The following is a 23,805-nucleotide window of genomic DNA, read 5'->3' as shown; positions in this document are numbered from 1 at the left end:
AAAGAAGGATATTTCCATGAAGATCGCGGTTATCGGTGCCGGCATCTCGGGTCTCAGCGCAGCCTGGCTGCTGAACCGCCACGGCTATGACGTCACACTTTTCGAACAGAATGATTATCTGGGCGGCCACTCGAACACGGTGGATGTCACGGGCAAAAATGGGGAGACGATCCCCGTCGATACCGGCTTCATTGTGTTTAATGAGGCGACGTATCCCAACCTGCTGGCGCTCTTTGCCCATACGGGCGTACCCTCCATCCCCTGCACCATGAGCTTTGCGGTCAGTCTGGATCGCGGCAGGCTGGAATATTCGGGCAGTAATCTGGCCGGCATGTTCGCGCAGAAACGTAACCTGCTGTCGCCCACCTATCACCTGATGTTGCGCGATATTATGCGGTTCTATCGGGAAGCCCCGAAGCTGCTGCGCGATCCCTCCGGCATCAACATGACTTTGGGCGAATATCTGGATGCCGGCCGGTATGGTCATCGGTTCATCTATGATCACCTGCTGCCCATGGGCGCCGCGATCTGGTCATCGACCATCTCGGAAATGCTGGCATTCCCGGCGCACAGTTTTGTCAGGTTTTTCCAGAATCACGGCCTGCTCAAGATCAAGAATCGCCCGCAATGGTTCACCGTCAAGGGCGGCAGTCGGACCTATGTCCGGGTGCTTGCGGCGACGCTGTCCGGTCGCATCCACACCGATCGTGCTATCATCGCCATGCGACGCACCCCGGCCGGCGTCATCTTGCGCGATACGGACGGGCAGGAAAGCCAGTTCGACCAGGTGATCATTGGCGCCCATGCCGATCAGGCCCTGGCGATGCTGACCGATGCGGATGAGGAAGAAAAGCGGGTACTGGGGTCCTTCCGTTATCAGTTGAACCGTGCGCACCTGCACAGCGACCCAGCCCTGATGCCCAAACGGCCCAAGGCGTGGTCGGCCTGGAACTATCTGGCCAACGGCACGCGCGACCGCAATGCGAAGGTGGCTGTCACCTACTGGATGAACGAGCTGCAAAGCATTGACGAAGCAAACCCACTGTTTGTGACCCTTAACCCGATCCAGCCGCCACGGCCGGAATACAAGATCAAAGAATTCATCTATGATCATCCGATGTTCGATGCCGCAGCCATCCAAGCGCAAGGCGAGATGGCACGCATTCAGGGTGTGCGTCGAACATGGTTCTGCGGTGCCTATCTTGGATATGGCTTTCATGAGGACGGGTTGTCGGCAGGGTTGGCCGTGGCCGAAGCGCTTGGCGCCAAGCGGCCGTGGAGTGTTACAGACGTCTCCCCCGCCGGGCGCAATGCCAGACCGCTCAAGCCTTTCAAAGCAGCCGCGGAGTGACCGGCATGGTGGCAGCGGACGGCCAGACCCACGCGCTGTATCATTGCCGGGTGTTCCACGCCCGCTACCGCCCCTTCCGGCACGCGTTCAGCTATAAAGTCTGGTCGCTGCTGCTGGATATCGACCGGTTGGATGATCTGCCATCACCCTTGACACATAACCGGCCCGGCCTTCTCTCAATCCTTGACCGAGACCATGGGCGACGCGATGGCTCGCCGTTGAGACCGTGGGTTGAGGGTGTGCTGGCCGACAAAGGCGTGCATTTGAGTGGGGGGCGTATCCTGCTGTTCTGTTTCCCGCGGGTCCTTGGTTATGGCTTCAATCCTTTGTCAATCTTCTATGGCTTTGGGCCGGACGGCGACCTGCGCGGTGTGGTGTACGAAGTGAAGAACACTTTCGGCGACCAACATTGCTATGTGATCCCGACACCGAATGGTCTGCTGAACCATGCGCATGCCAAGGAATTTCACGTGTCGCCCTTTTTCGATATTGAGGGGGGCTACCGCTTCCGTCTTTCGCTGCCTGGGGACCATATCGGGATCGACATCCATTATGACGATGCCGCGGGCCCGTTGTTGGTGGCCACACAAACAGGGCAACGTCGGCACCTGTCCACCCGTAGCCTTTGGTCGGCCCTTGCCCGCCACCCGCTGGTCACCTTGAAGGTGATTGCCGGCATCCATTGGGAAGCGCTGAAACTATGGCGCAAAGGTGCCATGTTCCATCGGCGCCCCGATCCACCCGTTCGCCTGGAAACGCTTGCCGAACGGTCCGCCCGATCCATCTCAACCACCGGCCAAACAATGGTGGAACCATGACCGAACAGACCGAAACCAATCTCCTCGGCCTTGGCCAGACGGTAGCACATTACCGCCCCTCCCGCATGATGCGGCTGTTGATGTCACTGGCTCCCTCCATCCGGGTCGGGGCGCTGACCATCGTGCTACCGGATGGGCGCAGCCACCGTTTCGAGGGGCCGGAGAATGGGCCACACGGTGTGCTGTATGTTCGCAACGATCGTCTGGCGCGCCGGATGCTGTTCGGCGGCAAACTGGGTTTCTGCGAAAGCTACCTAGATGGCGATTGGACAAGCCCGGACGTGCCGGCACTGTTCGAGATGGCGCTGTTGAACGAGGCCGAGCTGGACCGCGCCATGAATGGAAAGGCCTGGGTCCGTGCGCTTAACTTCCTGCTGCACGCGGCCAAACCGAATAGCAAATCAGGCTCCAAGCGCAACATTGCCTACCATTATGATCTGGGGAACAGCTTCTATTCACAGTGGCTGGACCCGTCGATGACCTACTCAGCAGCCGTCTATGCCGACCTGGACCAGCCGGAATCCCTGTACGAAGCGCAACAGCGCAAATATGCCGCCATCGCGGCCCGTATGGATCTGCAGCCTGGCCAGCATGTGTTGGAAATCGGCTGTGGCTGGGGAGGGTTTGCTGAGTATGCAGCCAAAGTGATCGGCGCACGGGTCACTGGCCTGACGATTTCACAGGCGCAACATGATTACGCTGTGGCCCGCATGGAGCGCGCCGGCTTGTCCCATCTTGTCGAGATCCGTTTGCAGGATTACCGCGACGTCAAGGAGCAGTTCGACCGCATCGCCAGTATCGAGATGTTTGAGGCGGTGGGTGAGCGCTATTGGCCGACCTATTTCACTGCCGTTCATGACCGGTTACGGGCCGGTGGCAAGGCCGCCTTGCAGATCATTACCATCGGTGAGGATCATTTCGAGAGCTATCGCAAGGGCGCCGACTACATCCAGCGCTACATTTTCCCCGGCGGCATGCTGCCCAGCCCCACCCGCCTGAAAGCCGAGGTTGAGGCAGCGAACCTGCGTTTTGACAGCACACAGAGCTATGGCCTGCACTATGCCCGCACCCTGCGTGAATGGCAGGTGGCTTTCCAGGAGGCATGGCCGGCGCTGAAAGACGGTTTCGACGAGCGGTTCAAGCGCATGTGGGAACAGTATCTCTGGTACTGCGAGGCTGGGTTCAAAGTGGGCACCATCGACGTGGTGCATGTCGGCATCTCCAAGGGTTGAGGAGGGGGATGCCGACGGCCCCCCACCACCTGATCGCCTACGCCCTGCCGGCCTTGCCGTTGGCGGCCCTTGTCCTGCCGGTCTATGTGTTTTTGCCGTCGGCCTATGCGCAGGTCGGGCTGCCACTTGCGGGAATTGGGATCATCCTCCTGCTGGCCCGGCTGTGGGACGGGGTAACCGATCCGCTGGTTGGTGTGTTGTCCGACCGGACTGTAACCCGCTTTGGTCGTCGCAAACCATGGATCGCTGCCGGGCTGCCCTTGACCCTGATTTCGCTCTGGTACCTGATGGTACCGGGCGACGGGGTTGGGCCCGCCTATCTTCTTTGCTGGTCCTTCATGCTTTTCCTGGGCTGGACGATGATGATCGTTCCGCTGAATGCCTGGGGCGCGGAATTGTCGGGCGATTATCACCAACGCACCCGCATCGCTGGATTCCGTGAAGGCGCCAGTATCATCGGTACCGTGCTCGCGCTGACTTTGCCCTTTGCCATCGGCGTTGGTGCGGCCGGACAGGAACGGGATGCCCTACGTGTCCTGGCCATCTGTATCTTGGTGATGCTGCCGCTGTTTACAGTAATTGCCCTGGTGAGCGTGCCCGAATACAAGGCCCCGGCCAAGCCGCCATTGAAGTTCCGGCGTGGTTTGAAGGTGATTTTTGCCAACGGGGCTTTCCGAAAACTGATTGCGGCCTACCTCATTAACGGGATGGCCAATGGGCTGCCTGCACAGCTCTTTCTGTTTTACGTTCAGCATCTGCTGATGGAAGGTGAGCGGGCTGGTCTGTTGCTCCTGTCCTATTTTATGTCAGGTCTTATCACGGTGCCGCTGTGGTTATGGTTGAGCGGGAAATACGGCAAGCATGTCGTTTGGCGCTGGGCGATGATGTGGAATATCGCCTGGTTCTTGACCGTGCCGTTCCTGGGGCCCGGAGATTTTACCGCCTTCCTGATCGTTTGCCTCATGACCGGCATGTCACTCGGCGCCGATCTGATCCTGCCTTCTGCCATGCAGGCGGATGTGGTCGATCTGGATACGGCCCGCACCGGACGGGCGCGAACTGGTCTTTATTTTGCTTTTTGGGGACTGGCAACGAAGCTGGCGACAGCGTTGGCGGCGCTGGGATTGACAGTGGCCGGGCTGTTCGGGTTCGACGCCCTGACAGGCGGAACCGATACTGGCAAGACCGCTTTGCTGACGCTTTATGCCCTGGCACCGGTCGCCTTAAAAATCGTGGCGATCGCCATCCTGTGGCGGTGGCCGATCGATGCCGCAACGCAGGCCGCCCTGCGGGCACGCATCGCCGCCCGTACCTGACTGTTTTCCCCCGAAACCTGACGCGGAGAGCGCCATGTTCCGCCGCCTTTTCCTTCTGGCCAGCCTTTGCCTGGCCCTATCCGGGTGCACCAACATGAAGCCCGAACAATTCGCCAACGAAAAACCTGCCCTGGCGTTGGAAGAATATTTCCAGGGCCAGACGCGCGCTTATGGCATCGTGGAGGACCGGTTCGGCAATGTCCGCCGGACCTTCACGGTCGACATCAAGGGCGACTGGGACGGTAAGGTCCTGACCCTGGTTGAAGATTTCGTCTGGAACGACGGCGAACTGGAACAGCGCATCTGGCGGCTGACCCGGGACGGTCCCCAAAACTGGATCGGCACAACGGCTGACGCTATCGGGCCCGCCAAGGGTCGTGTCTCCGGCAATGCCTTTAACATGGTCTATGACTTCAACCTGAAGATGGATGGCAGCCGAACCAAGGTTCGCTTTGATGACTGGATGTTCTTGATGCCAGACGGCGTGCTGCTGAACCGCGCGACCATGAGCAAGTTCGGTATCCATCTGGCCACCGTCACCATCGCTTTCCGTAAGGATCTTCCGGAGCGGGCGGCTGTACGGGCGGCGGAGTAAGGGTAGAAACGAAACAGGCGGGTCCCCCCGGCCCCGCCTGTTTCTTCCTTGAAGCGACAGCGCTGGATCAGCGACGCCACTCCCGGTAATCCTCCCCAAAAGCGCGGGTATAACGGTCATACTTGGCCGCCGTCGGACGGTTGGACAGAACCAGCGCTGCCACAAAGTAAGCCAGGATGGGAGTGCCCCCCAGGAAGATCATCGACAGCACGGCGGCGACACGCACCCAGAAGCGGCTGATGCCAAGCCATTCAGCTACGCCGGCGCAGACGCCGAACAGGATGCCGTTGGTGCTGTCCTTGTAAAGCTTCCCACCCTGGAAACGGCTGGTGAAGCGGTCGAAATGGCGGTTATAGCGGCTCACGGTTCTCTCCATCATTCCATCTGTTCATCGGAGCCCCGTCGCCGCTCCCGGCGCCAGGGGTGACACTTATCGCAACTCATATTTCAGGAGGCTGCCCCCCGTTCGGCCACCCGCTTCTTCAGGGCGGCCAGTTCATCCTCGACCCGTCCCTTGGCCTCCAGGGTCGCGAACTCATCCTTCAGGCTCCGGGGCCGGCCCATGGACAGGGCTTCGCCAGCGGCCTCGACATGGTCGATTTCGCGTTCCAACTCACGAGAGCGGGCCAAAGCCTCGTCCAAGCGGCCATCGTACAGGCTGGTCCGCGCCCGCAGCCGGTCAACGGCGCCACGGTAGCGGGTCGCCAAGCTGCGGCGCCGGGCATGGGCCTCGGCCAGCTTGTCCTCCAGGGCGCGGGCATCTTCCGTCATCCGGGCGATGGCTGCTTCCAGAGCCTTGATTTCCGCCTCTGCCGGGGCAGCGGCGCGGCGGATTTCTTCCTTTGCGCCCAGGGCGGCCCGGGCCAGATCCTCGCGGTTATGAGCCAGCGCAATCTCGGCCTTGCGTTCCCATTCCAGCATCTCGAACTCAGCGGCACGCCAGTTCGCGGCCAGTTCCTTCTTTTCCGCAATCATGCGGACGGTGCCGCACCGTACTTCGGACAGGGTGTCTTCCATCTCCCGGATCGCCTGGTTCAGCGTCTGCTCCGGGTCGGCCGACCGGTCCAGCAGGCTGGACAGATTGGCATTGATGACATCACCGAGGCGGTCGATCAGGCCCATTTTCGGGGCTCCTTCTGAAACAGGTGGGATAAGCGGGTTTGAGGAAGAGGAGCAAATCAGAGCAGGATGTTCAGCATCAGGACCATGACCACGGCCGCAAAGAGGGCCGGGACCATTTCGGTCAAGCTGGACAGGTTTAAGTCGCCGGTGACCTCGTTGGTGCGGGCGGCGCGCTTGGCGAAGAAAGTCATCGTGGTCATTGTTGTCTCCATCAGGTTCGAATGTCGGTGGCCGTTTCAGCCATGCCGATATTAAAGCAAAGGGCGTGCCAAGTTCACTGCGCACCAGAAAACGTGGGATTTCCGCCATTTTCCCGGCGAGACCCAACGGCAGCCTTTTTACCTGATGGCGCCAGGCGCCACTCAGTGGTGAAAACCACCACTACCCCCGTGTTCGCATATCAAAACGCCCCCGATCCAGCGGGAACGGGGGCGGTCGAACAACATGGCTGACAAAGACGTATTCGAAAATCTCAACGGCCAGTGAGACGGCGAAGCAGGTCACCAATCGGGTCACCGCCATCGCTGGGCGCCGGCTGTTCGGGGGGTGGGGGCGTTCCCTCTGCGGTTTGTACCACACTGTCATCGGCGGGCACTTCACCAGCCGGTTCCATATCCGCGGGGTTTGCCATCACCTCGCCCTCTGTCACGCTGCCCCCCAGGCCCGGCAGGTCACGCGGTGGCAAGCCTTGATGGGCATCGGTCATGATCGCATGCCATAACTTTGCTGGCAGCCCACCACCTGTGACCTTCTTCATCAGGGCACCGTCATCGTTGCCAAGCCAGACACCGGCAACCAGATCGGCGGTATAGCCCATAAACCAAGCATCCTTATAATCCTGGGTCGTGCCGGTTTTGCCCACGGTGGGCCTGTCGAGCATGGCGGCCTTACCCGTGCCATAGGTCACCGGGCCCGCCAGAAGACGGTTCATCGCCTCAACATGCGGGGCAGCCACGGCGAAGCCCGCCGACGAACCCTGACGCTGATACAAGATGCCGCCCTGCACATCGCGGATCTCCAGAATGCCATAAGGGATCACCGCTTCTCCGCCATTGGCCAACGTGGCGTAGGCACCGGTCAGGTCGAGCAGCGTGACTTCCGACGTGCCCAACGCCAGCGACAGGTCACGACGCATGGGCGTGGTCAGGCCCAGTCGCTTGGCCGTATGCCGGACATTGTCGATGCCCACCGCCTCAGCCAACCGGATGGTGGCGGTGTTCAACGAATGAGCCAGTGCGTCCTGTAATGTCACATCCCCACGAAACTTACCGTCGTAATTGCCAGGGTTCCATTTGGCTTTGCGATAGGGGGCGTCCAGGATCGTACTGTATTCGTTCCAGCCTTCTTCCAGGGCCGTCAGATAGACGATGGGTTTAAAGGCGGAACCAGGCTGACGCAGGGCCTGGGTAGCGCGGTTGAACTCGCTGCTGGAATAGTCCTTGCCACCGATCATCGCCCGGATGGCGCCGTCCGGCGTCATTACCAATGCCGCTGCCTGCGATACCCTGGCCTCCACGCCCGGTCCGCGCAGCATCTCAGTCACCCGTTGTTCGGCCGTCCGCTGCAAACCGCGGTCGAAGGTCGTGTAAACAACCAAGTCACCATGATCGGCACCGACAAAGGCTGGCAACTGGTCGGCCACCCAGGCCGCGAAGTAACGGCCGTCGCCATCGTCACTGGCTTTGCGGGAAGGTGTCTGGGGCAGAGCCATAGCGGCATCAAACTGTGCCTGATTGATATAGCCTTCCTCCAACATGGCGCGCAGGACCACGCCCATGCGCTGGGTCGCGCGGTTCATGCTGGCGGTGGGCGCATAACGCGACGGGGCCTTCAGCAAACCGACGATGATCGCAGCCTCACGTAGGGTAAGGTCACGCGCCGACTTGTTGAAATAGGTGCGCGCGGCGGCATCGACACCAAATGTGCCGGCCCCCAGATAGACCCGGTTCAGATAGGCGGTAAGGATCTGTTCTTTGCTGTAGGTCGCCTCAAGCTGCAATGCCAGTAGCGCTTCCTGCGCCTTGCGCTTGAAAGTCTGGTCCGGTGTCAAAAACAGGTTCTTTGCCAATTGTTGGGTCAGGGTTGATCCCCCCTGCACCGTGCGGCCGGCCTGATAATTGGCATAAGCAGCGCGAGCAATACCAACGGGATCAACGCCAAAATGGCTGAAGAACCGCCGATCCTCCGTTGCCACCAGCGCCTGCACAAAGTGCGGCGGTAACTCCCGAACATCCAGCGTTTCGCCCCGCATGTCACCCAGTCGCTGGAACTCGGTTCCGTCCAGTGCCACCAGGGTAATGGTGGGTCGGCGTGTAGCCGTTGCCACCTCCGAAATGCCGGGCATGTCATGAGCAACAATGGCCACGGTCACCGCTGCCACGATCACACCCCAGATGGACGTGACAATCAGACCGGACAGAAGCCGCTGTCCCCAGGTCTTACGGGGCTTCGGTTGGCGTGGAACCTTGGGCGGATCGCCATTGCCGCCACCGCCACTTCCCCCCGGCGGCGGTCCGGAGGAACCACGCCTGGACGGGGCCGCCGGGGCAGGCTGGAAACGTTTGGGGGCGTTCAGTGTGTTCACGGGCGGATGGGTCCGGCAACGGCAATTTCAGGGATCAGCAGCCAGGATAGGACCCGGCCGCCCACCCGACAAGCTGATGCACCACCATTGCGGCGATTTCAGGGATATTGCGGCGGCATGTGCAAGGCGAGCGGATCCGTCACCGCCCCACAAGCCGGTCAACCGGCGATCAAGGATGCCCATTCCTCTTCGGAAAGGATCTTCACGCCAAGCTCCTGGGCCTTAGCGGCCTTCGATCCGGCATCGGCACCGACAATGACATAGTCTGTCTTGCCGCTGACGGATCCAGCCACCTTGGCGCCCAGCGCTTCCGCCTTGGCCTTTGCCTCCGACCGACCCATGGTCACCAGCGTGCCGGTAAAGACCACCGTCTTGCCCGCCACAGGAGAGGTTGTGGCGGCCGCCGGCGGTACATATTGCTGCGGGCTGACCTGCGCCAGAAGGGCCGCCAGCGCGTCAAGATTATGCTGTTCGCGGAAGAAGTCCGTCAGGTCGTCGGCCACACTCATGCCGATCTGTTCGATGGCACACAGTTCGGCATAGGCCTCGCCCACCAGTTCCGGCTTCTTTTCCGCCCGGTTCTCCGCCCGCTCGGCGGCGGCAATGACCATGCGGTCACGCCAGTATTCCGCCGTGCGATAGGCCTTGGCCAGCAGCTTGGCCGTGGCCTCCCCGATCTGGCGAATGCCCAGGGCGAAGATGAAGCGGTCCAGCGCGATGGTCCGACGCGCCGCAATGGCGGTGAACAGCTTTTCCACCGATTTTTTGCCGAAACCGGTCATGTTGATCAGGCGATCAAGACGCTGGTCTTCACGGGCCTCCAGTGTGAAAATGTCCGCAGGCTGCTTGATGCGGCCCTGCTCGTAGAAAAGCTGGATACGTTCGATGCCCAGCCCCTCGATGTCAAACGCGTTGCGCGACACGAAATGGCGTAGACGTTCCACCGCCTGGGCCGGACAGACCAACCCGCCGGTGCAGCGGGTGACCACTTCCCCCTCCTCCCTTACAGCCATGGACCCGCATTCGGGGCAACAGTCGGGAAAGACAAAGGGCACAGCATCGGCAGGACGGTGCTCGGGCACGTGCCCCACGATCTGTGGGATCACGTCGCCGGCACGCTGCACGATGACCAGATCACCGACGCGGATGTCCTTGCGCTCAATCTCGTCCTTGTTATGCAGGGTCGCGCGGCTGACCACCACACCACCAACATTAACAGGCTCCAATTCCGCCACCGGCGTCAGGGCGCCGGTGCGGCCCACCTGGATGGAGATCGCGTTCAGGCGGGTTGTCGACTGCTCCGCGGGGTATTTATGCGCCGTCGCCCATCGGGGGGAACGGGATATAAAGCCCAACCGCTCCTGCAGGGTCAGGCTATCCACCTTATAAACAACACCATCGATGTCGAAGGGAAGTTCGCTGCGCCGCCGCCCGATCTCACGGTAATAATCCAACAGATCGTCAACGCTGGTACACAAACGCGACGGCGCGGACAGGATGAAACCAAACATGCCCAGCCGCTGCCGACTTTCCGATTGCGTGGCGCCAAGCGGTTCCGACAGGTCCCCCCACGCATAAGCAAAAAACCGCAAGGGCCGACTGGCGGTAATGGAACTGTCCAACTGACGCAGCGATCCGGCGGCCGCATTACGCGGGTTGGCAAAAATTTTATCGCCCTTTTCTGCTTGGGTCCGGTTCAGATCCATGAAGTCGGCGCGGGTCATATAGACTTCCCCGCGCACTTCAACAAACTCCGGATATGGCGCCGTCAATTCATGCGGAATATCGCGGATGGTCCGAACATTGGCCGTCACATCCTCACCCTCTGCCCCGTCACCGCGCGTCGCGGCCTGAACCAGAAGACCTTTCTCATAGCGCAAGGACAGGGACAGACCGTCGATCTTGGGCTCCGCAACAAAGCTGATGGCGGTGTCGTCCGGCAGGTTCAGGAAGCGGCGAATGCGGCCGACAAAATCCGCCACATCATCGTCCTCGAACGCGTTCGACAGCGATAGCATGGGTACCGCATGCTTGACCTTGCCAAAGCCAGACGCAGGTGCCGCTCCGACGGTCTGGGTCGGGCTGTCCACTGTCATCAGGTCCGGGAACCGTGTCTCCAGCGCGATCAGGCGCTGTTCCAGCCTGTCATAATCAGCATCCAACAGGGCTGGCGCATCCTTGGTATAGTAAAGTTCCCGATGGTGCCTGATCTCGGCCACCAGGGCAGCATGCTCCCCTGCCGCCTCCTCAAAGCTCAACATGTCGACGTCGTTCAGGTGGTGGGGGGCGGGCATGGGGGGGTGCTCTGCGGTCAACGGGCGGTTCAGCCCGTTGTACGAGAGGGTGGGGCAGCGGGCAATGGCCGGCTGTCAGCAGGGCAAGAGATTGACCGGCTCGACATCGCGCAGACCACAAGGCGGCAGGCTGGCGCTCTGATAATAGGAAATAACGAACAGGTCCAGTTCCCGTGACAAACGACGCCGGCCATAACGGCGGGCGACATCTGCAACCAGTGTCTCCAGGCAGACACCCTGCTGGCTGCTGATATCTTCCAGCGCCTCCCAGCATTCCTGGCTGACACAGGCGCTCACACGCCACCCACCGACGTTGAATTCACGCCGTCGCTGTTCGCAGGAAATCTGAGCCAGGATGCGCAGAAGGTTCTGCACTGGTCGCGTGCCCTGTTTGGTTTGCCGACCTATTGTTTATACAGGCATAGAACCTTTAACGCAAAAGCCGATCCAGCAATTTCGTATACGTTCCGTACATCAAAGACCGAAACCATGCTGACATGTCGCTCGCCATCACAAGCCTGTCGCTTTCAACTGCCGGAAGTTTAGGTCCGATCGCGGGCTTCACGCAGGCCGTCACGGGCTAACTGGTCAGCGCGTTCATTTTCCACATGTCCCGCATGGCCTTTCACCCAGTGAAACTCCACCTGATTGCGGGCGACGAGATCGTCTAGCCGGCGCCAAAGATCCTCGTTCTTTACCGGGTCCTTGGATGCGGTCTTCCAGCCATTCTTTTTCCAGCCATGAATCCAGGTGGTGATGCCGTTCTTCACATACTGGCTGTCTGTATGCAAACGAACGGGCACAGGGCGTTTCAACGCCTCAAGCGCACTAATGGCAGCCAGCAACTCCATGCGGTTGTTGGTCGTATCGGGCTCCCCACCTTTCAGTTCCTTCTCGGTGCCGTTCCAGCGCAGCAGCACACCCCAGCCACCGGGGCCGGGGTTACCCGAACAGGCGCCATCGGTAAAGGCATCGACCACATTGTCGGCCGCAGCAGCGGGATCGTTCACGACCGGTCCAGTCCGTAATCGGCGATATGACGGATCTGCTGGTGGAAGCGGAGCTTATGGAGATATTCCAGCGGGTCCTTGCGCTTGACCATGGCGCCGGTTGGTGTGTTCAGCCAGTCATAAAGGCGGGTCAGCAGAAAGCGGATGGCACTGCCGCGAGCCAGGATCGGCAGGGCTTCGCGCTCCGCCGCCGACAACGGGCGCACACGATCATAACTGGCCAGCAGCAACCGCGCCTTGGTCACATTGAAGGACCCATCGGCCTCAAAGCACCAGGCATTCAGGCAGATGGCAACGTCATAGGCGAACAGGTCGTTGCAGGCAAAATAGAAATCAATCAGGCCGGACAGGGCCCCATCGCTGAAGAACACATTGTCCGGGAACAGATCGGCATGGATGATGCCGGCCGGCAGATCCGTAGGCCAATGGGTCTCCAAATAGTCCAGTTCCTCGGCCAGGGAATCGGCAAGGCCAGGCTTTACCTCGTCTGCCCGCCAGCGCGACGCCGCAAACAACGGGCGCCAACCAGCGACGGACAAAGCATTACGCCGGGTGAGTTCAAATCCATCGCCAGCCAGATGAAGACGGGCCAGTCCCTCACCCAGCCCGGCGCAATGGTCAGCCAGGATGCGGCGCGGCCACATGCCCTTGAGGAACGTCACAATGACGGCCGGGCGTCCGCACAGGCTGCGAAGGGCCACACCATCGGTACCCGCCACCGGTTGCGGACAGGTCAGCCCGCGTGCCGCGAGATGATCCATCAAACCGAGGAAAAAGGGCAGGTCCGCAGGGTCCACACGCTTTTCATACAGCGTGAGAATAAAGGGCCCCTTACCGGTCACCAGCAGGAAGTTGGAGTTTTCCACGCCCTCTGCGATGCCCTTGCAGGACACCACGTCGCCCAGATCATACTGGGCAACGAACGCGCGGACATCTTCATCGGAAACTTCAGTATAGACGGCCATGCCGGGATGGGTAGCCGGTTCCGCTCGCCCGGTCAATATCGACCCTGTGCGGCATGGTCGCGGCGGTTCGGGTTGCCGGCCACATGCCCACCCTTCCGGCTTGGAGAGGCAGGCATGTGGCAGCACCATCAGGCAGCGTCCAGTGTCGGGTAGTCCAGATACCCCCGCTCGTCTCCGCCATAGAAAGTGGCGCGGTCGGCCTGCGCCAGCGGGGCGTTCCGGCGGAAACGCTCTACCAGATCCGGATTGGCGATATAGGGTACGCCAAAGGCAATGGCGTCCGCGGCATCGGTGGCAATCAGATGGTCGCCTGCCTCACGCGTGATGCCGCCATTCAGGATGAACGGACCTTTAAAGGTCCGGCGCAGAAGACCGGCGACCCGTTGGGCGCCCGGCGGCGGGCTCATCGAATGGTTATCGACCAAGGGTTCAATCACATGCAGGAAAGCCAGATTGAAGCGGTTCAACTGCTCAGCGGCGTACCCAAAAGTTGCCGCCGGATCGCTATCCGACATGTTGTGATAGGCGCCGTTAGGGCTGAAACGGATGCCGACACGACCACCCCCCAGCACGTCGGTAACCGCCGCCACCACGTCCAGCATGAAGCGGTTGCGATTCGCCACGGACCCACCATAGCGGTCGGTGCGGGTATTGGACCCGTCGCGGATGAACTGGTCGATCAGATAGCCGTTGGCCCCATGCAGTTCCACAGCATCAAAACCAGCAGCCTTGGCGTTTTCCGCCGCCTTAGCGAAGTCTGCGACGATGCCAGCGATCTCTTCCGTCTCCAGCGCGCGCGGGGTTTCATAATCCAGCATGCCCTGTGGCGTGAAGGCCTGACCATCGGGTTTGATGGCAGATGGGGCAACCGGCAGCCCGCCGCCGGGCTGCAGCACGCGGTGCGACAGACGACCCACATGCCAAAGCTGGGCGGCGATACGACCACCAGCGGCATGGACGGCTGCCGTCACACCCCGCCAGCCCGCAACTTGTTCGGGGGAGTAGATGCCGGGGGTGAAAGCATAACCCTGCCCCTGCTGCGTGATCTGCGTCCCTTCGGTAATCAGCAGACCAGCGGTCGCGCGCTGCGCATAATATTGGGCCGTCGCCGCAGTGGCCACGTCCCCCTTACCAGCACGGGAGCGGGTCATGGGCGCCATAATGACGCGGTTAGGCAGATCGACATCGCCCAGACGCACGGGCGACAGCAGGTTTTGATCAGTCATCGGGGGTGGTCCCTGAACAGAGGTTGCGGCGCGCATCGCGCTGTGTGGCGGCGCACCATGTCATGGCCGCAGATGTAGACGCGGCCCGCAGACAGGCAAGTGACGGCGGTCACCCGGCGCGGTTTCGGTGATGAAACGGTGACAGCCCATCATGATTGCTCGCATTTCGCGGGCGATGCGATAGGATAGGCCTGCGGGCCGCCTCCGTGCTCGCGTCACATACCCCCGAGAAGATGGTTTCGCTCGAACTCTCCGCGGTCCTGTTCCTGATCCTGTTGAACGGGTTCTTCGCCATGTCGGAAATGGCCGTTGTATCGGCCCGTAAGATCCGACTGCAGCAGATGGCCGACGAAGGCAGCCGTGGTGCCAAAACCGCACTGGCCCTTCAGGAAGACCCCTCCCGTTTCCTGTCGACGGTACAAATCGGCATTACGTTGATCGGCGTCATCAATGGTGCCGTGGGCGGCGCCACACTGGCCGAAAGGCTTTCCCCAGTGCTGGACAACATCCCAGCACTCGCCGGCTATGGCGAGACCCTGTCGATTGTCATTGTCGTCATGGTCATTACCTACCTGTCGTTGATTGCTGGCGAACTGGTGCCCAAGCGCATTGCGCTCAACAATGCCGAGGCTATTGCCAGCTTCGCCGCCCCCACGATGCGCACGCTGTCACGCTCCACCGCGCCTTTTGTCTGGCTGCTGGGGGCTAGCACAGAGGCCATGCTGAAACTGCTGCGCGTGCCGGAAAAGGCAGAGCAGACGGTCACCGAAGAAGAGGTCAAAAGCCTGATCGCCGAGGGCACGGCCAGCGGTGTCTTCGATCCCGGCGAGAAGCGGATGATCGAAGGGGTGATGCGTCTGGCCGACCGCACGGTGCGGTCCCTGATGACCCCCCGACCGGAGGTCATGTGGCTGGACATTGATGACGAGCCGGAGAATATCAAGCGAGAGATTCGGGAAGCCGGACACAGCCGCTTCCCCGTCTGCCGTGGTGATTTCGACGATGTGATCGGCGTCGTCCATACCAAGGATCTGCTGCACCGTCTGCTGCAAGGCGGCACTTTCGACCTGCGCAGCGATGTGCGCGACGCCCTGGTCGTGCATGACGGTACGGAGGTGATGCGCCTGCTGGACCTGTTCAAGCAGTCGGGTGAGCAACTGGCCATCGTCGTGGATGAATATGGCACCGTCGAAGGCATTGCGACCCTGACCGATGTGCTGGAAGGCATTGCCGGCGAACTGCCCGATGAGGGTGGCGAGGACAGCGACATTGTCCGCCGCGCCGATGGCTCCCTGCTGATCGACGGCATGATGGCCGTGGAAGAGGTGGAAGCACATCTCGGTCTGAAAAGCCTGCGCGACGAGGATAGCGGCTATCACACCCTGGCCGGATTCCTGCTGTTCAAGCTGGGGCGGATTCCCACCGCTGGCGAATTTGCCGACCATGACGGGTACCGCTTCGAAGTGGTCGACATGGATGGCCGACGCATCGACAAGGTGCTGGTGATACCCACGCCGGATGCGTGATGTCCGGTTGGCGTGGAAGCGGCCCCTTACCCTTCCCGCCGACCACCAATCAGAAATTCCTTATTGCCCTCCGGCCCGGTTATCGGACTTTCGGCGATGCCCAGCACGGTCCAGCCCGGCTGGCCCGACAGCCAATCCTGAATCCGGTCGCAGACCTCCTGGTGCAGTTCCGGCTCCCGCACCACGCCGCCTTTGCCAACACGACCCTTGCCCACCTCAAACTGCGGCTTGATCAGGGCCACCAAGTAGGCGCCGGGCTTGGTCAAAGCCATGGCGGCGGGCAGTACCGTTTCCAGACCGATAAAGCTGGCATCGCAGACGACGATGTCGGCGGGGTCTGGAATGATCTCTGCCGTCAGATGACGGGCATTGGTCTTTTCCAAGACCACAACCCGCGTATCCTCCCGGATTTTCCAGGCGAGTTGTCCGTGCCCGACATCGACAGCATAGACCTTGGCGGCCCCGCGCGTCAGCAGCACGTCAGTGAACCCACCGGTGGAAGCACCAACATCAATGCCGATTAGCCCGGCCGGGTCGATCCCGAACGTGTCCAGCCCCTTCACCAGCTTCAGACCACCTCGGCTGACCCACGGATGGTCCTGGCCCTTCACCAGCAGCAACTGGCTTTCCGGTACCGTATCCCCGGCCTTATCGATGCGGCGGGTATCGGCATAGACCAGACCTGCCAGGATCAGGGCTTGGGCCTTTGACCGGCTTTCGGCCAAGCCACGATCAACCAAAGCCTGATCCACTCTGACTTTCGGCTCTTTAACTTTTGGTGGCTTGGACATGACAACACGCTTTTGCGATAATGAGATAACCGGGATTGATAGCCCCAGAACCATGGATATGCCAATGAAACGCGCCCTGATCCTTACGACCCTCACCCTCGCCGCCCTAGGCCTGTCTGGCTGCAACACCGTTGAGGGGGTGGGCAAGGACATCAAGAGCGCGGGCAAGGCGATCGAGAAAAGCGCGCAGTAAGCGGATCAGGGATCGCTGAAGACCAACGCGACCTCGTCTGCGTTCAGCAGCCGCCATTCACCCTCTGCCAGGTCGCCCAGCGTCAGCCTGCCGATGGAGACGCGGTGCAGCATTTCCACATGATTGCCGACGGCGGCAAACATGCGGCGGATCTGGTGATAGCGCCCTTCCTGAATGGTCAGGCGCGCGCGCGTCTCGCCCAACACCTCCAGCGTCGCGGGCAGCAGCGGCGTCTTTTCCGACTTCAGCAGCAAGGTGCCGGACGCGAACACCCCCGCCTCCTCCCCCGTCAGGGGGCGGGCCAGTTCCGCCTCATAGACCTTGGGCACATTGGCCTTGGGTGAGATGATGCGGTGGAGAAGCTGGCCATCATCGGTCAGCAGCAGCAGGCCGGTCGTGTCCCGGTCCAGCCGCCCCACGGGTGCGATGATGGGATTGCGATATTCAAACCGCTCGGGCAGCAACTCATACACCACCCGGCCCGGATCACTGGTGGAGCAGGTATAGCCCGCCGGTTTATGCAGCATCAGGACGGAGCCCTGCGGCGGGTCCAGTTCTTCGCCATCGATGCGGATATCGGCATGCTCGACCTTGTCCCCATCGGACAGGGTGCTGCCATCGGCCCGCGTGACGCGGCCCGCCTTCAGCAGCATCTTCACGTCCTTCTGGCTGCCATAACCCAGATTGGCGATCAGGCGGACAAGGCGCATCGACAGAACCTCTTTGAATGAACAAGGGCCGGGGATCGCTCCCCGGCCCTTTATCAGCAGAAAATAAGCCGGGATCAGCGTTCCAGCGGCTTGTACTTGATGCGGTGCGGCTGGTCGGCCTCTGCCCCCAGGCGGCGGCGCTTGTCAGCCTCGTAATCGGCATAGTTGCCTTCGAACCAGACCACCTGGCTGTCGCCTTCAAAGGCCAGAATGTGCGTGGCCAGACGGTCCAGGAACCAGCGATCGTGCGAGATGACGACGGCGCAACCGGGGAAGCTGGTCAGCGCCTCTTCCAGCGCGCGCAAGGTTTCGACGTCCAGATCGTTGGTCGGTTCGTCCAGCAGCAGGACGTTGGCACCGGACTTCAGCATCTTGGCCAGATGCACGCGGTTGCGCTCACCCCCCGACAGTTGGCCCAGTTTCTTCTGCTGGTCCGGACCCCGGAAGTTGAAGGCGCTGACATAGGCGCGCGACGGCATGGACTTCTTGCCCAGCTCGATCACGTCCAGACCGCCGGAGATTTCCTCCCAGACGTTCTTTTTGTCGTCCAGGCTGTCGCGGCTCTGGTCGACATAGCCCAACTGCACCGTCTCGCCCACGCGGAAGGTGCCGCCATCGGGCTTTTCCGCACCGGTGATCATACGGAACAAGGTGGTCTTACCGGCACCGTTGGGGCCGATGATACCGACAATGCCACCGGGCGGCAGGCGGAAGGACAGATCGTCGATCAGCAGCCGGTCACCAAAGCCCTTGCGCAGGTTCTCCGCTTCGATCACGACATTGCCCAGACGCGGCGGCGTGGGAATGACGATGCGGGTTTCGCCGATATTTTCCTTCTGGTTGGCCGATGCCAGCAATTCTTCATAGGCCTGGATACGGGCCTTGGACTTGGCCTGACGGGCCTTCGGGCTGGCGCGCACCCATTCCAGTTCCTGGGCCAACTGCTTCTGCTTGGCGCCCTCTTCGCGGCCCTCCTGCTCCAGACGCTTCTGCTTCTGTTCCAGCCAGGCCGAATAATTGCCCTCATACGGGATGCCCGAACCGCGATCCAGTTCCAAAATCCAGCCGGTGACGGCATCCAGGAAGTAACGATCGTGGGTGACCATCACAACGGTGCCGGCATAATCAGCCAGGAAGCGCTGCAGCCATGCCACGCTCTCGGCGTCCAGATGGTTGGTCGGTTCGTCCAGCAGCAGCATGTCGGGCTTGGACAGCAGCAGCTTGCACAAGGCCACGCGGCGCTTTTCACCGCCCGACAGCTTGCTGACATCGGCGTCACCCGCCGGGCAGCGCAGCGCGTCCATGGCGATCTCGACCGTGCGGTCCAGGTCCCAGGCGTCGGCCGCGTCGATCTTTTCCTGCAAATCGGCCTGTTCGGCCATCAACGCGTCGAAATCGGCGTCGGGATCGGCCATGGCCTCCGACACTTCGTTGAAGCGGTCCAGCAGCGCCTTGGTGGGGCCAACGCCCTCCATGACATTGTCCCAGACATTCTTGGCCGGGTTCAACTGCGGCTCCTGCGGCAGGTAACCGACCTTCACCCCCTCGGCGGCCCAGGCCTCGCCATTATAATCCTTATCCAGGCCCGCCATGATCTTCAGCAGGGTCGACTTACCTGAGCCGTTGACACCCAGCACGCCAATCTTGGCGCCCGGATAAAAGGACAGCCAGATATTCTCGAACACCTTCTTGCCGCCGGGATAGACCTTGGTCACACCCTTCATCACATAGACATATTGATACGCGGCCATGGGGGCATCCTTCAGATAAGCGTCTGCAAAAGGTTTGCGGGCCTTGTACCGCAGCGGGACGCGGGGTGCAATCGGGGGGTGGGGGTGTCAGGGCAGCAGCGCGCGTCGCACCGCATCCGGCTCCCGGTCGATCACCCGCAACAAGGTGCGGGCCGGCCCCTCCGGCTCCGCCTTGCGCTGTTCCCATTCCCGCAGCGTCCAGAGATTGACGCCGAAGGTGGTGGCAAACTCTTCCTGCGTCATCTTCAGCCGTGTCCGCAGGGCACGCGGATCGGGGTATGCGGATCTGGCGCGCAGACGCGCCGGCTCGACAGTGCCCAAATCGACATCGCCATCTTCGGCGATATAACCCGCCACCTCCGCCTCGCTCGTAGCTTTCAGACGGGCGCGCTGTTCTACGGTCAGGTTTGGTGCGTCCTCAATCGAGATAAGCGGCATAAATCCTCCTCTCGCCCCTGCTGGCCGGGCGTGCCGAGATGATCCAGCGGTACGGCCCCGCATCAGCGTCCAGACGCCAGGTGAACACGACACTGATCACAACATCCTCAATCCGCCCCACCGCCTGTATGCGCCGTTCACCATAGTCGAAACGGTCATCATCCCATTCCACCGTGTCGCCCAGGAAGATGCGCGCTGCCACATCAAAACCAAGCCCCCGCTCCCGCAGGTTCCGTTCATGCTTGGCAGGATCGAAGCCGACATTCATGGAAGATTATAGGGCCTGTCCCTAGTTGGGGGCAAGGGGGTGAAATTGCAGTACGGTCAAGGTTGGGGCGTCGTCTATTCGAGATCACCCTCACTCGGGCCGACCTGTTTTTTCGCTTCCTTGATGAAGTTGATGATGCCGGGCAGCCGGTCATATTCGGCCAGTGCAAAAAAGGCCAAGCCAACGATAGGGTTCACCAAACTGCCGACCAGGACGGATGCCCCGACCGAGGCGGCGGGGCGGATCAGGTTCAGGCCCGCCTTTTCCGTTTCGTCATAAACCCGGCCTGTTGTGTTAGGCAGGCGTGAAAGGATTTCGTTAGCGCAGCGGCGCAGGGCCACCGTGACGAGGTTGCGGGAGACAAGGGCCTGTTCAGCAGTGCGGATTTCTGTAATGTCGGGCGGGGCCTCTGCCTTCATCGTTTCGGTGCCTGCGGCCATCACCAACTTGGTGTTGTCCGCAACCACCGCACTTTCGGCCACAACCTTGTTGATTTGGTCCAGATGCTGTTGAACCGCTGCCACATCCTTGGGCTTCAGGTTCAGGGCGGCGATTTCCCGTTCGATGTCCCGCAGTTCGGGGAAACATCCTTCCAGATCACGCAGCCCGCCCGACAGGTCGATGATCATGGCGGTGGCATCGACCGGCAATTCACCATCCTGAAACTGCCCGGCATAGGCCGCAGCATCAGCATGTAACGAGCGGGCGCGGGAGCGCAGCAGGCCGGGGCGCAGGTCCGACGCCTGTTCCGGCAGAATGGCGATCACGCCATCCAAAGATTTGCGGACGCGCTGCGCCGCATTGGTCATGGCAAGACGTTCTTGCAGGTCCCTGGCCTTCTGCCGCACCTCGTCCAGAAAATCTTGCGCCAGAGACGTGGCGGGTAGTGGCGTGGGTGCATTGACCGACAGGCCTTCATCCGTCCAGGCGAAGGACGCGGCGGCGGGATGTTGTGAAAGCTGTTTTTCTAGCTCACTGAATTTGTCGATGAACTCTTCTTCGCTGTTTTTCTTTTCCCTTAGCCACGTAGCGATATCGGCATTCACCTCTGGCGCCGGACGGCCCCACCATTCATGGGGTTGTTGGGCGATGCGCAGGGTCAGGTCGGGGCCGAAATAATCGGCGCTGGGGCCATTACCGGTGAGCAGGGCCTGATACCAGTTGATCCAGGGGGCGAAGTGGGATGACCGGTTTTCGGTGGCCACAGATTGCCAGCGCAGCGCAATTGAAGGCGGTGTTTCCCCGGACCAGAGGGGGGTGAGGGTCAATTCCGCAAAAGATTGAGATGTTTTTCGTGTGTTTAGCCCAGAAGCGTCCATGCTGATGGATTTCCAGACGGCGGAAAGGGCGGCGGAACGGGCGGCGAAATCGGCGGCGGAAAGGGCGGCGTAACCGGCGGCGGAACGGGCGGCGGAACGGGCGGCGAAATCGGCGGCGGAAAGGGCGGCGGAACCGGCGGCGAAATCGGCGGCGGAAAGGGCGGCGGAACGAGCGGCGAAATCGGCGGCGGAACGGGCGGCGGAACCGGCGGCGGAACCGGCGGCGGAACCGGCGGCGAAATCGGCGGCGGAAAGGGCGGCGGAACGGGCGGCGAAATCGGCGGCGGAACCGGCGGCGAAATCGGCGGCGGAACCGGCGGCGGCGGTCATATCATGGGCCGGATATTTGCCGGCGGCCCATGGTATGAAGCACGCCCGGAGCAGCGACAACCAGTACTCCTCATGCATGTCGGACAGGGCCAGAGGCAACACCCGCAGGGCCGCCCGCGCCGCGATCAGGTGTGACCATTGTGCGGGTTTGTCCGCCAGGAATTTTTCAAGCTGCTCTGGTTTCGTAATCTCCAACGCCATCGCCCACCCCTGCCATTCTCCCGTAAGGGTAGCGCAAGCCACGCGCTTGCGTCAGCAGTAATCTAAACCAGTGGCGTGCCAGGTTCGGGGTTACCGCACCGGGATAGGTGCGGTGGGAGGGACGTCGGGGGTGGGGCGGATGGGGATGTCAACGGTGCAGCCCAACCGCACCAGCATGCGAAGCCGTTCGACGGAGATATCGCGGAACTGTCCGCGCAGCAGGCGGAAGATATCCGGCTGGCTGACGCCCATACGCTGGGCGGCATCGGCCTGCGTCAGGCTCTGGTCCTTCAAGACAAATGCAAATCGGGCAACAAGCTGTGCCTTCAGCAAATGGCTCTCCGGATCAGGTCCATGTCTTCCGTCGGGGTTTTGATCCCCGACTTTGACTTTTTCCGAAAGGCGTGGAGAACGTAGACTGCGGATGGGAACCGAACCTTGTGGACGGCGCGGCACGTCTCTGCCTGAGAATCCTCCACGATTTCCAACACGCCAGCACCGCCGAATCCCATCAGACCCTTGGCATCAGGGTGCATTCCGCCAGTCTGTGCCATGTAGAGGGCAAATCAGACAACATCCTGTACATCGGCAGGGAACGCCCGAAGGTCCTTCTTTGCCGAACCGATCCAACAGACAGCCCTTGTCGCCCTTTCTGGGGAAATGGTGGTTCCATCATAAATGGCCAAGGCTTCGTATGGCGGGCACCGCCCGCAGAAAGCATAGGTCCGTCGCCAACGGTAATGGAATGCCTGCAAAAATTAGCCTAAATATTCCAATGATCAGCTTTGAAGAAAATCCCCCCTGACCACGCCCCTCCGCCCCCTATCCGAATTCCTCCGCGCCAAACCTGCCAAAATATTGTAACATCCGTCATGCGAAGCCACGCCCCCAGGGAGCCAGCGCAATGGGTATGTTTGACTTCCTGAAAGTGGATGTCGTTGAGAAGGTGAAGGTGCCGAAATATACGGCACATCTGAATATCGACGGTAAGGAATTGACGGTAGCCGATCTGGGTGTGAACTCCGTTACGGTGGCAGGGGCGAAATTGAAGGTGGGGCAATCGGTCAGTTTTGATCTGGCATTGAAGGACCCCAAGCAGAGCCTCAAGCTGAAGGGGGCGGGCACAGTCGCGGCGGTGGATAAAAAAAAGGGCACCCGGATCAACTTCACCAGCCTTCCGGAAGACAGCAAGAAGGCGGTTGCCCTGTTTCTGGCCCGCCTCGCCATTACACGCTGACATGACCCACGTGACCATCAGTGCCATCATGGCTGGCCTTGTGGCCGCCCTGGTGATGATGGCTGGGCCGGCGCGCGCAGAGCGCCCGGCTGCGCCCGCACAGCCGGACCAGGGGCGCGGATTTGGCAAGCTGCCCTGGCAAAGCTGGATGGACCCGGCCATTGCCCGGCCCCGGCCAACCCCGCAGCGGCGTGATCGTATCGTCTATGCCTTTGACAGACCATCCCGCGGGTTACTGACGGTCGACCGGGAACTGTCACGCCTGTGCCGGCAGGGCCGGTTCAACCAATTGATCAACCTGCATTACCGCGCCTTCGGTCCCGATGAAAAACCGTGGGGCGTTGCCTATGGCCGCATGGCAGTAAACCTGTTCGACCCGACGCGCCGCCGCGACGAGGGACTGGTGTATTTCTTCCGGGGTCAGGAAACCAGCAATTGCACTGTGTACACCGCCCGGCAAGACGATTTGCGGGGTTTTTACATCGGGCCGTAACAGATTGGGGCCGGGGAACGCATTGCTGGTGACTG

Annotated in this window: 26 protein-coding genes; 9 read left to right on the top strand and 17 right to left on the bottom strand. The window is 61.2% G+C overall.

The features are described 5' to 3' along the window. The first annotated feature begins 16 nt into the window (after positions 1-16). Genes CHU95_RS13650 through CHU95_RS13630 form a run of 5 tightly spaced genes read left to right on the top strand, consistent with a single transcriptional unit; the run spans position 17 to position 5,312 of the window. The gene (locus tag CHU95_RS13650) at positions 17-1,351 is read left to right on the top strand and encodes an NAD(P)/FAD-dependent oxidoreductase (protein ID WP_094456890.1); all 1,335 of its coding nucleotides are present in this window, start codon (positions 17-19) and stop codon (positions 1,349-1,351) included. A gap of 5 nt (positions 1,352-1,356) precedes the next feature. Beyond that, entirely contained in the window at positions 1,357-2,169 is an 813-nt protein-coding gene (locus CHU95_RS13645) for a DUF1365 domain-containing protein (RefSeq protein WP_094457236.1), read from the top strand. Next, a complete protein-coding gene (locus tag CHU95_RS13640) occupies positions 2,166-3,401 on the top strand; it encodes an SAM-dependent methyltransferase (protein ID WP_094456889.1) in 1,236 nt (411 codons plus the stop codon). The genes CHU95_RS13645 and CHU95_RS13640 overlap by 4 nt, the downstream gene beginning before the upstream one ends. 8 nt (positions 3,402-3,409) lie before the next feature. Continuing rightward, positions 3,410-4,717, top strand: coding sequence for an MFS transporter (locus CHU95_RS13635; protein WP_094456888.1), 1,308 nt, complete (start codon positions 3,410-3,412; stop codon positions 4,715-4,717). 34 nt (positions 4,718-4,751) lie between these two features. Beyond that, positions 4,752-5,312: a DUF3833 domain-containing protein gene (locus tag CHU95_RS13630; protein ID WP_094456887.1), complete on the top strand. Its 561-nt coding sequence runs from the start codon at positions 4,752-4,754 to the stop codon at positions 5,310-5,312. Positions 5,313-5,379: 67 nt separating this feature from the next. Here CHU95_RS13630 and CHU95_RS13625 read toward each other — a convergent pair whose 3' ends face one another. The 9 genes from CHU95_RS13625 to CHU95_RS13590 all read right to left on the bottom strand — a co-directional run bounded on the left by CHU95_RS13625 (position 5,380) and on the right by CHU95_RS13590 (position 14,513). Then, entirely contained in the window at positions 5,380-5,676 is a 297-nt protein-coding gene (locus CHU95_RS13625; RefSeq protein ID WP_207762498.1) for a PspC domain-containing protein, read from the bottom strand. Between the two features lie 83 nt (positions 5,677-5,759). Continuing rightward, on the bottom strand, positions 5,760-6,434 hold the full coding sequence (locus CHU95_RS13620; protein ID WP_165772169.1) for a PspA/IM30 family protein: 675 nt from the start codon (positions 6,432-6,434) through the stop codon (positions 5,760-5,762). Between the two features lie 56 nt (positions 6,435-6,490). Further along, positions 6,491-6,634 (bottom strand): hypothetical protein, encoded by a 144-nt coding sequence (locus CHU95_RS22490; RefSeq protein ID WP_165772168.1) that lies wholly within the window; start codon positions 6,632-6,634, stop codon positions 6,491-6,493. A gap of 272 nt (positions 6,635-6,906) precedes the next feature. After that, entirely contained in the window at positions 6,907-9,018 is a 2,112-nt protein-coding gene (locus tag CHU95_RS13615; RefSeq protein WP_245838237.1) for a transglycosylase domain-containing protein, read from the bottom strand. Positions 9,019-9,176: 158 nt separating this feature from the next. Next, positions 9,177-11,312: an NAD-dependent DNA ligase LigA gene (gene ligA, locus CHU95_RS13610; protein WP_094456885.1), complete on the bottom strand. Its 2,136-nt coding sequence runs from the start codon at positions 11,310-11,312 to the stop codon at positions 9,177-9,179. A gap of 75 nt (positions 11,313-11,387) precedes the next feature. Then, positions 11,388-11,687 (bottom strand): ribbon-helix-helix domain-containing protein, encoded by a 300-nt coding sequence (locus CHU95_RS13605; protein ID WP_094456884.1) that lies wholly within the window; start codon positions 11,685-11,687, stop codon positions 11,388-11,390. A gap of 167 nt (positions 11,688-11,854) precedes the next feature. Continuing rightward, complete coding sequence (gene rnhA / locus CHU95_RS13600; RefSeq protein ID WP_165772167.1) at positions 11,855-12,322, bottom strand: ribonuclease HI; 468 nt, start codon at positions 12,320-12,322, stop codon at positions 11,855-11,857. After that, positions 12,319-13,287: a homoserine kinase gene (locus CHU95_RS13595; protein WP_094456883.1), complete on the bottom strand. Its 969-nt coding sequence runs from the start codon at positions 13,285-13,287 to the stop codon at positions 12,319-12,321. The genes rnhA and CHU95_RS13595 overlap by 4 nt, the downstream gene beginning before the upstream one ends. Before the next feature lie 128 nt (positions 13,288-13,415). Continuing rightward, on the bottom strand, positions 13,416-14,513 hold the full coding sequence (locus tag CHU95_RS13590; protein WP_094456882.1) for an alkene reductase: 1,098 nt from the start codon (positions 14,511-14,513) through the stop codon (positions 13,416-13,418). A 206-nt stretch (positions 14,514-14,719) separates the two neighbouring features. Here CHU95_RS13590 and CHU95_RS13585 point away from each other — a divergent pair, with 206 nt between their 5' ends. Next, positions 14,720-16,039: a hemolysin family protein gene (locus CHU95_RS13585; RefSeq protein ID WP_342744739.1), complete on the top strand. Its 1,320-nt coding sequence runs from the start codon at positions 14,720-14,722 to the stop codon at positions 16,037-16,039. A gap of 26 nt (positions 16,040-16,065) precedes the next feature. Here CHU95_RS13585 and CHU95_RS13580 read toward each other — a convergent pair whose 3' ends face one another. Then, on the bottom strand, positions 16,066-16,830 hold the full coding sequence (locus tag CHU95_RS13580) for a TlyA family RNA methyltransferase (RefSeq protein ID WP_094456880.1): 765 nt from the start codon (positions 16,828-16,830) through the stop codon (positions 16,066-16,068). A gap of 64 nt (positions 16,831-16,894) precedes the next feature. On the opposite strand from CHU95_RS13580, the gene CHU95_RS13575 reads away from it, so the two are divergent. Then, entirely contained in the window at positions 16,895-17,023 is a 129-nt protein-coding gene (locus tag CHU95_RS13575) for an entericidin A/B family lipoprotein (protein WP_094457232.1), read from the top strand. A 5-nt stretch (positions 17,024-17,028) separates the two neighbouring features. On the opposite strand, the gene CHU95_RS13570 is transcribed toward CHU95_RS13575, so the two are convergent. The 7 genes from CHU95_RS13570 to CHU95_RS23145 form a co-directional block, all read right to left on the bottom strand. Next, positions 17,029-17,733, bottom strand: coding sequence for a pseudouridine synthase (locus CHU95_RS13570; RefSeq protein ID WP_094456879.1), 705 nt, complete (start codon positions 17,731-17,733; stop codon positions 17,029-17,031). Between the two features lie 74 nt (positions 17,734-17,807). Next, positions 17,808-19,484 (bottom strand): energy-dependent translational throttle protein EttA, encoded by a 1,677-nt coding sequence (gene ettA / locus CHU95_RS13565; RefSeq protein WP_094456878.1) that lies wholly within the window; start codon positions 19,482-19,484, stop codon positions 17,808-17,810. Between the two features lie 87 nt (positions 19,485-19,571). Continuing rightward, positions 19,572-19,922 carry a helix-turn-helix domain-containing protein gene (locus tag CHU95_RS13560; protein WP_094456877.1) on the bottom strand — a complete coding sequence of 117 codons (351 nt, stop codon included), beginning with the start codon at positions 19,920-19,922 and terminating at the stop codon, positions 19,572-19,574. Next, positions 19,903-20,190 carry a BrnT family toxin gene (locus CHU95_RS13555; RefSeq protein ID WP_094456876.1) on the bottom strand — a complete coding sequence of 96 codons (288 nt, stop codon included), beginning with the start codon at positions 20,188-20,190 and terminating at the stop codon, positions 19,903-19,905. Before CHU95_RS13555 ends, CHU95_RS13560 begins: the two co-directional genes overlap by 20 nt. Before the next feature lie 74 nt (positions 20,191-20,264). Then, on the bottom strand, positions 20,265-22,040 hold the full coding sequence (locus CHU95_RS22485) for a hypothetical protein (RefSeq protein ID WP_165772166.1): 1,776 nt from the start codon (positions 22,038-22,040) through the stop codon (positions 20,265-20,267). Positions 22,041-22,130: 90 nt separating this feature from the next. Continuing rightward, positions 22,131-22,466, bottom strand: coding sequence for a helix-turn-helix domain-containing protein (locus CHU95_RS13545; protein WP_094457231.1), 336 nt, complete (start codon positions 22,464-22,466; stop codon positions 22,131-22,133). Next, positions 22,367-22,594, bottom strand: coding sequence for a type II toxin-antitoxin system RelE/ParE family toxin (locus CHU95_RS23145; protein ID WP_094457230.1), 228 nt, complete (start codon positions 22,592-22,594; stop codon positions 22,367-22,369). Before CHU95_RS23145 ends, CHU95_RS13545 begins: the two co-directional genes overlap by 100 nt. 350 nt (positions 22,595-22,944) lie before the next feature. Here CHU95_RS23145 and CHU95_RS13535 point away from each other — a divergent pair, with 350 nt between their 5' ends. Further along, entirely contained in the window at positions 22,945-23,277 is a 333-nt protein-coding gene (locus tag CHU95_RS13535; RefSeq protein WP_094456875.1) for a hypothetical protein, read from the top strand. A 1-nt stretch (position 23,278) separates the two neighbouring features. Then, positions 23,279-23,770 (top strand): hypothetical protein, encoded by a 492-nt coding sequence (locus CHU95_RS13530; protein WP_094456874.1) that lies wholly within the window; start codon positions 23,279-23,281, stop codon positions 23,768-23,770. Positions 23,771-23,805 lie beyond the last annotated feature (35 nt).

Origin of the sequence: Niveispirillum lacus (assembly GCF_002251795.1) — a bacterium.
Taxonomy (GTDB): domain Bacteria; phylum Pseudomonadota; class Alphaproteobacteria; order Azospirillales; family Azospirillaceae; genus Niveispirillum; species Niveispirillum lacus.
Note: the sequence above shows the minus strand (reverse complement) of the source record. Positions and strands in the feature narration are given on the sequence as shown.

What these genes read in the sequence shown, in the direction of transcription:
- CHU95_RS13650 (WP_094456890.1), top strand. Translation starts at nt 17, where the DNA reads ATGAAGATCGCGGTTATCGGTGCCGGCATCTCGGGTCTCAGCGCAGCC.
- CHU95_RS13645 (WP_094457236.1), top strand. Translation starts at nt 1,357, where the DNA reads ATGGTGGCAGCGGACGGCCAGACCCACGCGCTGTATCATTGCCGGGTG.
- CHU95_RS13640 (WP_094456889.1), top strand. Translation starts at nt 2,166, where the DNA reads ATGACCGAACAGACCGAAACCAATCTCCTCGGCCTTGGCCAGACGGTA.
- CHU95_RS13635 (WP_094456888.1), top strand. Translation starts at nt 3,410, where the DNA reads ATGCCGACGGCCCCCCACCACCTGATCGCCTACGCCCTGCCGGCCTTG.
- CHU95_RS13630 (WP_094456887.1), top strand. Translation starts at nt 4,752, where the DNA reads ATGTTCCGCCGCCTTTTCCTTCTGGCCAGCCTTTGCCTGGCCCTATCC.
- CHU95_RS13620 (WP_165772169.1), bottom strand. Translation starts at nt 6,434, where the DNA reads ATGGGCCTGATCGACCGCCTCGGTGATGTCATCAATGCCAATCTGTCC.
- CHU95_RS22490 (WP_165772168.1), bottom strand. Translation starts at nt 6,634, where the DNA reads ATGACCACGATGACTTTCTTCGCCAAGCGCGCCGCCCGCACCAACGAG.
- ligA (WP_094456885.1), bottom strand. Translation starts at nt 11,312, where the DNA reads ATGCCCGCCCCCCACCACCTGAACGACGTCGACATGTTGAGCTTTGAG.
- CHU95_RS13595 (WP_094456883.1), bottom strand. Translation starts at nt 13,287, where the DNA reads ATGGCCGTCTATACTGAAGTTTCCGATGAAGATGTCCGCGCGTTCGTT.
- CHU95_RS13590 (WP_094456882.1), bottom strand. Translation starts at nt 14,513, where the DNA reads ATGACTGATCAAAACCTGCTGTCGCCCGTGCGTCTGGGCGATGTCGAT.
- CHU95_RS13580 (WP_094456880.1), bottom strand. Translation starts at nt 16,830, where the DNA reads ATGTCCAAGCCACCAAAAGTTAAAGAGCCGAAAGTCAGAGTGGATCAG.
- CHU95_RS13575 (WP_094457232.1), top strand. Translation starts at nt 16,895, where the DNA reads ATGAAACGCGCCCTGATCCTTACGACCCTCACCCTCGCCGCCCTAGGC.
- CHU95_RS13570 (WP_094456879.1), bottom strand. Translation starts at nt 17,733, where the DNA reads ATGCGCCTTGTCCGCCTGATCGCCAATCTGGGTTATGGCAGCCAGAAG.
- ettA (WP_094456878.1), bottom strand. Translation starts at nt 19,484, where the DNA reads ATGGCCGCGTATCAATATGTCTATGTGATGAAGGGTGTGACCAAGGTC.
- CHU95_RS13560 (WP_094456877.1), bottom strand. Translation starts at nt 19,922, where the DNA reads ATGCCGCTTATCTCGATTGAGGACGCACCAAACCTGACCGTAGAACAG.
- CHU95_RS13555 (WP_094456876.1), bottom strand. Translation starts at nt 20,190, where the DNA reads ATGAATGTCGGCTTCGATCCTGCCAAGCATGAACGGAACCTGCGGGAG.
- CHU95_RS22485 (WP_165772166.1), bottom strand. Translation starts at nt 22,040, where the DNA reads ATGGCGTTGGAGATTACGAAACCAGAGCAGCTTGAAAAATTCCTGGCG.
- CHU95_RS23145 (WP_094457230.1), bottom strand. Translation starts at nt 22,594, where the DNA reads ATGGCACAGACTGGCGGAATGCACCCTGATGCCAAGGGTCTGATGGGA.
- CHU95_RS13535 (WP_094456875.1), top strand. Translation starts at nt 22,945, where the DNA reads ATGGGTATGTTTGACTTCCTGAAAGTGGATGTCGTTGAGAAGGTGAAG.
- CHU95_RS13530 (WP_094456874.1), top strand. Translation starts at nt 23,279, where the DNA reads ATGACCCACGTGACCATCAGTGCCATCATGGCTGGCCTTGTGGCCGCC.